This is a genomic window from Gelidimonas denitrificans (genome assembly GCF_055694065.1).
Window position 1 is genome coordinate 1,039,631 of the sequence record NZ_CM146350.1, and the last position, 11,563, is coordinate 1,051,193.

Consider the following 11,563-nt stretch of genomic DNA (forward strand, 5'->3'; position numbering starts at 1 on the left):
CGATGGAAAGTGTGCTGAGTATGTTGCAACCATCGGCCGCGCGCGTCATTTTATTTCTTGGCGGCGCTGATTTTCAGGCGCAGTTCTGCTTCCAGATGTTTGGCGACGGTGATGTCGGTGAAGGTCATTACCACACCGTCGATCACGTTTTCCAGCGTGCGGTAAGGCATGATGCGCGCTTTGAACCAGCGACCATCGCCGGTTGCAATCTGTTTTTGCGAAAACACCAGCGTGCGCAGCACTTCGCGGGCGTCCTGCTGCAGTTCCGGATAGCCTAAATCAGTGACAATGTCGCTCAACGGGCGTCCGATATCGCTGCCGATCAGTTTGAAAATCTGGGTTGCGTGGGTGGTGAAGCGCCGTACATGTAGTGATTCGTCCAGAAATATGGTGGCAATGTCGGTGCTATTGAGCAGGTTTTTCATGTCGTTGTTGAGCAGCGACAGATCGTCTACCTTTGATTGCAGTTCGGTATTGACGGTTTGCAACTCTTCATTCAGGGATTGCATCTCTTCCTTGGAGGTGGTCAATTCCTCGTTGGTGGATTGCAGTTCTTCATTGGTCGACTGTAATTCTTCATTGGTGGCGGTAAGCTCTTCCTGCGAGGTCTGCATTTCTTCGCGGATGAGCAGGATCTCTTCGCGGGCGCGTTCCAGTTCGGCCTGCGGCACATGGTCGAGCAGGTCGGTGGTTGGGGCCGTCTTCACCAGTGGTGTGGCCACATCGGTAAATACGATCATGACCATGCCATGCAACAGTTCCGGTTTTTCAATCAACTGCACCGTGATATTGACGGTTTGCACTGCGTCGCCGCTGCCTTCGAGCTGCAAATTTTCCAGCGTGACGGCGCCAGTCTGGCGCACCACTTTTTTGAATGCGCTGGCCAACTGGTGGCGCAAGCTGTCGCGCGCCATCGCATAAATATTCCAGTTGGCCTTGCCTGCGGCCGGCTCCAGATATTTTCCGGTGCGTCCATTGATGTACAGGATGTCGCCCTCGGCGTTGACCAGGACTGCTGCCGGCGTGTATTGCTGCAATAAAAACTGATCGGCTTGAAACTGCAGGTTGGTGGCCGGGTGGACGACCTTGTGTTGCTCCTGCACGACGCTTAATCCGACCGGAAATTTGACTGGAAAATCGACCGCCGTAGTGCGCGAGGTATTGCTAAGACGCCGATACAGCCGCGCCTTGTTGTCCAGCGGCGCGAATAGACTGGTAAAGCTGCCGGTGGTTTCGGCGCTTCCCAAGAGCAAAACGCCGTCGCGGTTGAGCGCGTAGTGAAACAGCGGTATCAGCCTGGCTTGCAGTTCCGGCCCGAGGTAGATCATCAGGTTGCGGCAGGTCAGGATGTCGAGTTTGGTGAAAGGCGGGTCCATGATGATGTTTTGCGGTGCAAAGACCACCATTTCCCGGATTTCCTTGCCAATCCGGTAGCCCTTTTCATCGGCTATGAAAAATCGACTCAGGCGCTCGGCAGAAACATCCGCAGCAATATTGGTGGGAAAGAGACCCTGACGCGCACGGTCGATCGCATCATGATCCAGATCGGTGGCGAAAATCTGCAATGAATAGCGCGCTTTCGGCTTGATGCGTTCCAGCGTTTCCTTGAAAACAATGGCCAGCGAGTATGCCTCTTCGCCGGTCGAGCAGGCCGGCACCCACGCTCGCAGCGCCTTGCCATTCGGATTGGCGGCCAATAGCGCAGGGAGTGTTTCGCTTTGCAAATAATCCCAGACTTGCGTATCACGGAAGAAATTGGTGACGCCGATCAGCAATTCCTTGAATAGCAAGTCTTGCTCCTGCGGATTTTCGCGCAGATAGCGCACGTAATTGCTAATCGCGTCGATCTGGTGCAGGCTCATGCGGCGCTCGATGCGGCGGTAGACGGTGTTTTTCTTGTAGAGCGAAAAATCGTTGCCGGTGCGCTCGCGCAGCAAGATGACGATTTTTTCTAAGGCGCTCTGGGATTTGCTTTCCAGAATCAGTTCATGTCCGGTGTTCGGGCGCACTTGCCGCAGGTAGGTTATGATTTTTCCCGGCAATTCTTCCACGGGGGCGACGATGTCGGCCAGCCCGGCATTGATCGCGCTGTGCGGCATCGCATTGAATTTGGCGCTGGCCGGCTCCTGCACCACGGCCAGTCCGGCTTTTTCCTTGATGGCGCGCAGGCCCAGCGTACCGTCCGAACCCATTCCCGACAGAATGACGCCGATCGCCATTTCACGCCGATCTTCGGCCAGAGCCCGAAAGAAGAAATCAATCGGCAAACGCAGCCCACGCGGCGCTGCCGGTTCCAGCAGGTGCAGCAGGCCGTGCAGGATCGACATATCCTTGTTGGGCGGAATCACATAGACGCAATTCGGCTTGACCTTCATGCGGTCGGTGGCTTGAAAAACAGCCATCGGCGTGATGCGCTGCAGTAGCTCGGGCAGCATGCCTTTGTAGGTCGGGTCCAGGTGCTGGATCACGACATACGCCAGTCCGCTTGCCAGCGGCACGTTTTCAAGAAATTGCGTCAGCGCTTCCAGTCCGCCGGCGGAGGTGCCGATGCCAACCACCGGCGGCATGCCGGTCTTCGGCTTTGCTTTGGACGCGACGATTTTCTTCACTGAAATTGATTGGTCCAAATTGGCCATGCATTCTTTCTTGCCCGCAAAGCGCGGGATTTCGGGCGCTAGTCCGCAATTGTATCAATGCCAGGCGCGTTCAATAATCAATCGATATTGCGACGGCGCAAAGTAGTCGCGGGATCAGAGGCGGGCAGGGTAACAATAACCCATGCCACGCCGCTGTCTGCGCAACTACGCGCTAATTATTACCTGCGCACTGCCCGCCTGCTCCCGCTGGCGCAGCGCCAGATGCCGGTTGACGGCGCTCAGTACCGCCTTGAACGAAGCGGTCACGATATTGCCATCGAGGCCGACGCCGAACAGGGTTGGCCCATTTTCGAGGCGCAGCTCGACGTAGCACACCGCCTGCGCATTGGCGCCGGAACCGATCGCATGTTCGTGATAATCCATCAACTGGATATCCAGGCCGAGCGCATTGACGAAGGCATCGATCGGCCCGTTGCCGCCGCCCGCCAGCGCCATTTTCTTGCCATTCTGGACGATGTCGATTTCAATCTGGACCGCTTCCGCCTTGGCAGAATCCTCTTCCATGCGGTGCGCCTGATAGGCATAGGGCGTGGTGTGAGCGAGGTACTCCTGCTCGAAAATAGCGTAAATGTCTTGCGCGGCAACTTCGCCCCCGGTGCGGTCCGTGGTTGCCTGCACCGCGCGGCTGAATTCTATTTGAAGGCGGCGCGGCAGCGACAAACCGTATTCCTGTTCCAGCAAATACGCCATGCCGCCTTTGCCGGACTGGCTATTGATGCGGATCACCGCGTCGTAGCTGCGCCCGAGATCGGCCGGATCAATCGGCAGATACGGCACGTCCCACTGTGCCTCCGCCTGCTGCTGGGCGAGACCTTTTTTGATCGCATCCTGATGCGAGCCGGAGAAAGCGGTAAACACCAGATCGCCGACATACGGATGGCGCGGATGCACCGGGATCTGGTTGCACTCTTCGACGCAGCGCCGCACGCTATCGATATCGGAAAAATCGAGCCCCGGATGTACGCCTTGGGTGTACAGATTCATTGCCAGCGTCACCAGATCGACGTTGCCGGTACGCTCGCCATTGCCGAACAAACAGCCTTCGACCCGATCCGCGCCGGCCATCATCGCCAGTTCGGCTGCGGCCACCGCGCTGCCGCGGTCGTTGTGCGGATGGACGCTGATGACGATTGCATCGCGCCGTGCCAGATTGCGGTGCATCCACTCGATCTGGTCGGCATACACGTTCGGCGTACTGGATTCGACGGTGGCCGGCAGGTTGAAGATCATCTTGTTATCCGGTGTGGGCTGCCAGACTTCGGACACCGCATCGCATACCTCTTTGGAAAATTCCAGCTCGGTCTGGCTGAACGATTCCGGCGAGTATTCGAAACGCCACGCGGTTTCCGGATGCGCGCCAGTCATGGCTTTGATGTGCCGGGTGCCGCTGATGGCGAGCGCCTTGATGTCAGCGCGCGACATTTTGAAGACGATGCGGCGAAAAGCCGGCGCCACCGAGTTGTACAGATGCACGATTGCGCGTTTGGCGCCGAGCATGGATTCGATCGTGCGGTCGATCAGGACCTCGCGCGACTGGGTCAACGCAATAATGCTGACGTCGTCCGGAATGCGGTTTTCATCAATCAACATGCGCACGAAATCAAAATCGGTTTGCGAGGCGGAAGGAAAGCCGACTTCAATTTCCTTGAAGCCGATCTTGACCAGCATCTCGAAAAAACGCAGCTTCTTTTCCAGGCTCATCGGCTCGATCAATGCCTGATTGCCGTCGCGCAAGTCGCTGCTCATCCAGATCGGCGCTGTGGTGATGATCTGATCCGGCCAGCTGCGGTTGCTTATTTGGACAACGGGAGACGGGCGATATTTGGCTGCAGGGTTGAGCAACATCATGATGAATCCTTTGGGTTTTGAGAAAAATTTGAATAGCGAATGTGGCAGCGAGGCTGCCTGACTGCCACTTAACGCGAGGCCAGGCAACCGATCGGTAGCGGTAGCAGCAGTAGTGGCAGTAGCGGTAGATTCAGCAGACCCAGCGAGCGCGCAACAACCATCATGGCGACAAATGCGCCTTGCGTGATGGTTGCAGGATTCGGTGTGGAATGCATGTTGGATATTAAATCAGCAGTATTGTTTTCTTGCCGGACTGCTGGCAGCGCGCTGCCAGCAGGGTAAAACAGAAGGCGGGCGTTTTACGCCAGCGGCAGTCGTAGCAAGCCTGCTAGCGGAGCGCCAGCAGGCTGTACAAAGTTCGGAAGGGGGAATTGAGCGAATGACATGGGCTCAATGTAGTAGGCGCAAGCGGGGTTTGTCAAGCCTCTTGCGGTATTTCATGCATATTGGCGATGCTGCAACTACGCTGCTGCTACGACTATCCCGGCTGGTCCTTCTGTCATTTCGCCAATCACTGCCGCGTCGGCAAAGCCTTCACGGGCGAATAATGCAAGGATTTCGTCTACCGCGGCCGGATCGCACGAAACCAGCAAGCCGCCGGAAGTTTGCGGGTCGCATAGCAACGCTTGTTGGGTCGGCGTGATGGCGTCCACCAGTTTCACATCGTGGCCGTAGGCTTCCCAGTTGCGGCCTGAGGCGCCGGTGATAAAGCCTTGTTCAGCCAGTTGCTGGACGTTCGGCAGCAGTGGAATCTGCGCCATGTCGAGCTTGGCGGTCAGCTTGGCGCCGCGCGCCAGTTCCAGCAAATGGCCGAGCAGGCCGAAACCGGTGACGTCCGTCATTGCATGCACAGTGTCGAGGTCGGACAGCGCGCGGCCGGGTTTGTTGAGCTTGGTGGTGTTGGCTATCATCGCCGCGTAGCCGGCGGCGTCCAGCGCATCTTTTTTCAGCGCAGCGGACAGGATGCCGACGCCGAGCGGTTTGCCGAGAATCAGCTTGTCGCCTGCCTTGGCGTCGGCATTGCGCTTGACTTTGGACGGGTGGATCAAGCCCATCACGACCAGGCCATAGATCGGTTCCACTGAATCGATGGTGTGTCCGCCGGCAATCGGGATGCCGGCTTCGGCGCAGATAGCTTCGCCGCCGCGAATGATTTGGCCAATCACTTCCACCGGCAGTTTGTTGATCGGCATCCCTACCAAAGCCAGCGCCATGATCGGCGTGCCGCCCATTGCATACACGTCGGAGATCGCATTGGTGGCGGCGATCCGGCCGAAGTCAAACGGGTCATCGACGATCGGCATGAAAAAATCGGTGGTGGCAATTAGCGCCTGCTCGTCATTGAGCTTGTATACCGCTGCGTCATCGGCAGTTTCGATGCCGACCATCAACTCTTTCGGCACCGGGAAGCCGACCGAATTTTTCAGAATTTCAGACAGCACGCCGGGCGCAATCTTGCAGCCGCAGCCGCCGCCGTGGGAAAACGCGGTCAGTTTGATTTTCGAGTCGGTCGGTGTATTCATTGGGATTGCCTTAGTAAGGTCATAAGTGAAGCAGATTATCCATCAACTGCAGCAAAGCGGTTTTTTCCCGCTCTGGTGAAAATAGCGGCGCACGCGCCGCGCATTGCCTTTGCAGCAGCGCGTAAAACGCCGGGTCGGCGATGCTTTGGTCGATCAGATGCGCCAGTTGCCGGCTGTCTCCCAGCGGAAAATAGCCGGCGTAGTCGTCGCCCAGCATGCCCCGGTTGCCGGATATGTCGCTAGCCAATATCGGCACGCCGCTGGCGATGGCTTCGATAATGACATTGGCGCCGCCTTCCATCCTGGAACTGATGACCATCAGATGGCTGCGCTTCAAGCGCTGGCGGGTGGTCGCATGCGGCTGGTCGCCGAGCCAGCGGTAGCGCGCTTCTTGTTGTTCAGTTTGCGCTGCCAGGCGGCCGAGAGCAGGTTCCAGCGCACCGCCGATATGGATCAGCCGCGCTTGCGGCGATTGCACCAAATGGACGGCGCGCATGAAGGTGGCCGGGTCCTTTTCGGCGCGCAGGTGGCCTATCATCGTTATATTCAGGTGCCGCCGTGCTGCAGGTGATGTAGATGCGACGGCTTTCAGAGTCGGCGTCGATTGGTGGATAACCTGTGTTTTTGCGCGCAGATCGGCCGTCAATTCCTGCCGTCCCGACGCTTGCAATACCACCAGTTGTGTGGCAAGTTGCAGCGAGCGCTGCGCGCTGGTATCGGTTTGGATGTCGCGATACAGGTCGGTGCCGGTCAGTACCACCACCAACGGAGATTCGGGCTGGGCCGCGGCAAATGCCGCAATCGATTCCGCAGAGCGTCGCGCATGCAACGCGATCATTGCATCAATTTTCTGGCCGTCCCACTCGGCGGCGATGCGTACTCGATAATGTTGGCGAAGAAATTGCGACCAGCGCCGGGCAGTTTGCCAGTTGCCGTTATTGGCTTTTGCCAGTGCGGGACTGATAATGACAATCTGCGGCATATTTCTTGTTAGCATATTCCTCGATAGCGCGAAAATTTTCCGAAAAATATGATAAATCCTTCGTTTCGAAACGCCTCTTCGGAAGAACTGGCAGCGGCCTTGCAAGACGCGAGGCATTATACGCTGGTGCTGTTTGATCGTTTTTCGGCCGCCAGCCTGGATGTATCAGCGCATGTGCCGTTTTTGCCCATCATCAATCCGCCGCTGTGGGAGTTGGGGCATATCGCTTGGTTCGCCGAATGGTTCGTGCTGCGCGAGGCCGAATCGAGCAACCCCGCTGCGGCGCAGCGCCCCTGCCTGCTGACACAGGGCGACGACTGGTTCGATTCGAATACCGTGCCGCATCGCACGCGCTGGCTGATCGATTTGCCCAGCGCCGGCGCGCTCAAGATGTATTGCTGCGAGATATTGGATCGGGTGCTGGATAAGCTGGAGAAATCAGGCGCATCAGGCCGTGACTTGGCACCTTACCAGCTGGTGTTAGCGCATGAAGATATGCACGGCGAGGCTTTCGCGATGACCTTGCAAACCCTGGGTCTGGAAGCACCGCCGCGGATAAACCAAACGACGGCAGCGCCAGCGCCGCAGATTGCGATCGATTTTCCCGGCGGCACGATGATGCTCGGCAGCGCACCGGAGTCCGGCTTCGTGTTCGACAACGAAAAATGGGCACATCCGATGCTGGTGCCTGCCTTTAGTATCGATGCAACATTGGTGTCGAATGCCCAGTACAGCGATTTCATTGCGGATGGCGGTTATCAGAAGTCGGATTTTTGGAGCACTGCCGGCCGGGCATGGCTGATGCAGCAGGACCGTTCAGCACCGCGTTACTGGCAGCGCGATGGTCTTGGGTGGTGTACTGAAAGTTTCGGCCGGCTGACCGCTTTGCCTGCCCATCAAGCGGTGCGCCATATCAGCCTGTTCGAGGCGCAGGCTTACTGCCGCTGGGCCGGTCGCCGGTTGCCAAGTGAATCCGAGTGGGAGTACGCGGCCATGTCGGGTCATGCGGCTTTTCAATGGGGTAGCTTGTGGGAATGGACCTGTACGCAGTTCGAGCCTTATCCCGGCTTTGTGGCAGATGCCTATCGCGAGTATTCGGCGCCCTGGTTTTGCACCCATCAAGTCTTGCGCGGCGCATCTTTTGTGACCCGGCCGCGGATGCGTTCACCGAAATTCAGGAATTTCTATTTGCCGCAACGCGACGATTTCTTCGTCGGCTTCCGGACTTGCGCTGCATGATAATGGGGTAATTCAGTTAGATATACATGGCAATGTATTTTCTAATATGCCAATGAGAATATGCGGAAAATGGTATGTTTTCTGGCATACCCATGGTAAACGTAAAAATGGCCGCCGGATTGCTCCGGCGGCCATTTTCTATCTTGCGACTACTTGTTGCCGATTACCGATTGCCATCGCTGTAAGAGCGACGCGCACCGCCGGTGTCGCCGGTGCGGCCTTTGTAGCCGCCGCCATTACCGTTGGCACTGCGCGGCGCAGCATTCGGATTGCTGAAAGTGCGTTGGCCTGGTTTGGCGCTGCCACGATTGTCGCCTGGCTTCCAGCCGCCTGCTTTAGATGGCGAACGTGAAGTAGACGCTGTCTTTTTAGGCTCAAAACCTTCAACCACATCGACTGGAATCAATTGCTTGGTGAAGCGTTCGATACGCTTGACGTTCATGCCTTCAGCATGATTTACCAGTGACACGGCAACGCCGTTACGACCAGCACGGCCGGTACGACCGATACGGTGGACGTAATCTTCCGGGAATTTTGGCAAATCGTAGTTGAACACATGCGTGATCGCCGGTACGTCGATACCGCGGGCGGCAACGTCGGTGGCAACCAGCACGCGAACTTGACCGCGGCGCAGCGAATCCAGTGTGCGGTTACGCGCACCTTGGTGCATGTCGCCATGCAGCGCAGCAGCGGAGAAGCCAGCGATGTTCAAGCGGTCGGCTATGGTGTCGGCGTCACGCTTGGTGGCGGTAAATACAACTGCCTGGTCCATCGTGGCGTCGCGCAACAGATGGTCGAGCAAGCGATTCTTGTGCGACAGATCGTCTACAAAGTGGACTTTCTGGGTAATGTTTTCATGCTTGGTGGCGGAGCCGGCAATTTTGACAACAACTGGATTGTTGGTGATTTGCTGTGCCATGCGGCCCACTGTGCCGTCCAGCGTAGCGGAGAACAACATGGTCTGGCGTACCGCAGGAGTGGCAGCAACGATTTTTTCGATGTCTTCGATGAAACCCATATCCAGCATGCGGTCGGCTTCGTCCAGCACCAGAATTTGCAACTGGGAGAAGTCAATCTTGCCCGATTCCATATGATCAATCAGACGTCCAGGCGTGGCGACCAGAATTTCCGGGTTTTTCGCCAGCAATTGCATCTGTTTTGGATAAGGCATGCCGCCCAGGATGGAAATAGTTTTCACACGCTTCATGTGCGAGCCGTATTTTTCAGCAGCATTGGTAATTTGCAGCGCCAGTTCACGCGTCGGCGTCAGCACCAACATTTTTGGCTGTGCCGGCTGAAAACGTGGACGGTCGCCGCGGGCACGGGCTGCCTGGCGTTCTTGATTGGAAGTTTTGTTTTGTCCCGCATCGGCTGGTTGCTCGATGGAGGCGAATTTGTGCAGTGCAGGCAACATGAACGCGGCAGTTTTGCCGGAACCCGTTTGCGACGAAACCATCAGGTCGCGGCCCTGCAATGCTGCCGGAATTGCTTGTTCCTGAACCGTGGTCGGCTTGGTGTAACCAGCCTCAGTCAGTGCTTGAATTACGGACGCGTGTAGGCCTAGAGCTTCAAAAGTCATTTTTTTCTTTCGTAAAAGTCAGCGTTCATGCAAATGCGAGAACGCAAAATAGCAACGCCAACCAACGAAATGACTTGAAATGAATACAAAGAAATTTCGGCACAAAAGCTTTGCGCCGGGACTGTGTCGGTGTGACACAAAAGGCGGGAAGGCTTTAAATGCTGCATCCGATGGAATGCAACATAGGCTTGCGAAGCTGCTAATTTTATTGCGGTTTTATTATTTCTGCGCTGCGTACTGCAATGCAAGGCGCATATCATACAGCAGTTTTGCTGCACTTGCACCATCTCATTCAATCCGTATCGGACGCGGTGGATTCAGGGCTTGTTTTCCCGGGATGGCCGCTTGCGTCGGGCGAGCGCGAAGAGCGCGGCGATGATCGCAATGAAGAGCGCGGCGATCCCCAGTCGTGCCGCCAGCAGCAGATTCGACGGTGCGCCGCCGGCCCGCAGGGTTTTTACCTGCGCCGCGCTGATCTGTGCCTTTGGATTGCCATAGTGTTGCAGCAGATACGCGCCCAGCGTTGCAATCTGTTGATCCGACAACTCCTTTTTAAATCCCGGCATCAACACCTCAGACGTATCGCCTTGTCGCTGAATGCCTTCCAGCAGCACCATCGCCAGATTGTTGGTGTTGCTTCTGCCGAGCGCCGTATTATGAAACAGCGGCGGCAAACCGCCATCGAAGCTGCCCTGGCCGCGGGCCTGGTGGCAGGTCGCGCAGTGGGCGTCATACAGTTGCGGGCCGTTCATCCGGCTCAGGTCGCTGGGCAATGCCACGCCGCGGATGCTGTTCAACTCGTCGGCCGCCGCGCCCCATGCATATACCGGGCGGGTGTCGGCCGCCTCGCGCAGCGCCGGTACCGTCTTTAGATAGCTGGCCATTGCGCGCAAGTCGTCCTCGGTCAGATGCCGTAGGCTGTGATCGATCGCCTCCGCCATCGGGCCGGCCGTCTGTGCCTTGTCGGCAATATGGCCGAGTCGCAAATAGTCGATCAGTTCCTGCTCACTCCAGCCGCCGACGCCGCTATTCGGATCCGACGTGATATTCGGCGCGTACCAAGCGCCGACATCGCCGCCGGCCAGTTCGAGCGATTTCTTTTCAGCCATCAACATATTGCGCGGGGTGTGGCAGGAGCTGCAATGCGCCAGCCCGCGCGTCAGATAGGCGCCGCGATTCCATTCCGGGCTCTTGCCGGCGTCCGGTGCGAACGGCTTGCTGTCGAGGAACAGCAGATTCCAGACCGCCATCGTGGGCCGGATGTTGAAGGGGAAGGGCAGCCTGGTCTGTTGTTGCGGTGCGGCATCCACCGGTGCTACGCCCTGCATGAAATACGCGTACAGCGCGCTGGTGTCGTCGTCCGAGACCAGTGCGTAAGAGGTGTAGGGCATCGCCGGATAGAGCTGCCGGCCATCGGCACGGATGCCGGCGCGCAAGGCAGCGTTGAATTGCGCCTGCGTATAGTTGCCGATGCCATGGGTTTTCGAGGGCGTGATGTTGCTTGACACAATCGTGCCCAGCGGAGTCGGTAGCGCCAGGCCGCCGGCCATGGCCTTGCCGCCCGGCGCGGTGTGGCAGGCGATGCAATCGCCGGCGGTGGCCAGATATCGGCCGCGCTGGACCAAATCGGCATTGGCGGCCTCCGGCGCGGCGGCGCAAGCGTTCCAGCTGGCGAGCGCCAGCGCGACGGTGCTGAAATTAAGGTGCAGGCGTGTCATCCATTTCATTGCAGGCC

General features: G+C 57.6%; 8 protein-coding genes. 1 reads left to right on the forward strand and 7 read right to left on the reverse strand.

Features of this window, described 5'->3' with window-relative positions:
• Positions 1-50 precede the first annotated feature (50 nt).
• From FKCLFG_RS04880 to senB, 5 genes are all read right to left on the reverse strand, one after another.
• A complete protein-coding gene (locus FKCLFG_RS04880; protein WP_472615104.1) occupies positions 51-2,636 on the reverse strand; it encodes a chemotaxis protein CheB in 2,586 nt (861 codons plus the stop codon).
• A 165-nt stretch (positions 2,637-2,801) separates the two neighbouring features.
• Complete coding sequence (leuA, locus tag FKCLFG_RS04885; protein WP_472615105.1) at positions 2,802-4,505, reverse strand: 2-isopropylmalate synthase; 1,704 nt, start codon at positions 4,503-4,505, stop codon at positions 2,802-2,804.
• A 68-nt stretch (positions 4,506-4,573) separates the two neighbouring features.
• Complete coding sequence (locus FKCLFG_RS04890) at positions 4,574-4,720, reverse strand: hypothetical protein (protein ID WP_472615106.1); 147 nt, start codon at positions 4,718-4,720, stop codon at positions 4,574-4,576.
• A gap of 246 nt (positions 4,721-4,966) precedes the next feature.
• Positions 4,967-6,028 carry a selenide, water dikinase SelD gene (gene selD / locus FKCLFG_RS04895; protein ID WP_472615107.1) on the reverse strand — a complete coding sequence of 354 codons (1,062 nt, stop codon included), beginning with the start codon at positions 6,026-6,028 and terminating at the stop codon, positions 4,967-4,969.
• Positions 6,029-6,047: 19 nt separating this feature from the next.
• Positions 6,048-7,010: a selenoneine biosynthesis selenosugar synthase SenB gene (gene senB / locus FKCLFG_RS04900; RefSeq protein ID WP_472615108.1), complete on the reverse strand. Its 963-nt coding sequence runs from the start codon at positions 7,008-7,010 to the stop codon at positions 6,048-6,050.
• A gap of 48 nt (positions 7,011-7,058) precedes the next feature.
• On the opposite strand from senB, the gene senA reads away from it, so the two are divergent.
• The gene (gene senA, locus FKCLFG_RS04905; RefSeq protein WP_472615109.1) at positions 7,059-8,249 is read left to right on the forward strand and encodes a selenoneine synthase SenA; all 1,191 of its coding nucleotides are present in this window, start codon (positions 7,059-7,061) and stop codon (positions 8,247-8,249) included.
• A gap of 163 nt (positions 8,250-8,412) precedes the next feature.
• Here senA and FKCLFG_RS04910 read toward each other — a convergent pair whose 3' ends face one another.
• Positions 8,413-9,828 (reverse strand): DEAD/DEAH box helicase, encoded by a 1,416-nt coding sequence (locus tag FKCLFG_RS04910; protein ID WP_472615110.1) that lies wholly within the window; start codon positions 9,826-9,828, stop codon positions 8,413-8,415.
• Between the two features lie 317 nt (positions 9,829-10,145).
• Positions 10,146-11,555 (reverse strand): c-type cytochrome, encoded by a 1,410-nt coding sequence (locus FKCLFG_RS04915; RefSeq protein ID WP_472615111.1) that lies wholly within the window; start codon positions 11,553-11,555, stop codon positions 10,146-10,148.
• Positions 11,556-11,563: the final 8 nt, after the last annotated feature.

Coding starts and splice junctions, on each gene's coding strand:
- FKCLFG_RS04880 (WP_472615104.1), bottom strand. CDS start 2,636: ATGGCCAATTTGGACCAATCAATTTCAGTGAAGAAAATCGTCGCGTCC.
- leuA (WP_472615105.1), bottom strand. CDS start 4,505: ATGATGTTGCTCAACCCTGCAGCCAAATATCGCCCGTCTCCCGTTGTC.
- FKCLFG_RS04890 (WP_472615106.1), bottom strand. CDS start 4,720: ATGCATTCCACACCGAATCCTGCAACCATCACGCAAGGCGCATTTGTC.
- selD (WP_472615107.1), bottom strand. CDS start 6,028: ATGAATACACCGACCGACTCGAAAATCAAACTGACCGCGTTTTCCCAC.
- senB (WP_472615108.1), bottom strand. CDS start 7,010: ATGCCGCAGATTGTCATTATCAGTCCCGCACTGGCAAAAGCCAATAAC.
- senA (WP_472615109.1), top strand. CDS start 7,059: ATGATAAATCCTTCGTTTCGAAACGCCTCTTCGGAAGAACTGGCAGCG.
- FKCLFG_RS04910 (WP_472615110.1), bottom strand. CDS start 9,828: ATGACTTTTGAAGCTCTAGGCCTACACGCGTCCGTAATTCAAGCACTG.
- FKCLFG_RS04915 (WP_472615111.1), bottom strand. CDS start 11,555: ATGAAATGGATGACACGCCTGCACCTTAATTTCAGCACCGTCGCGCTG.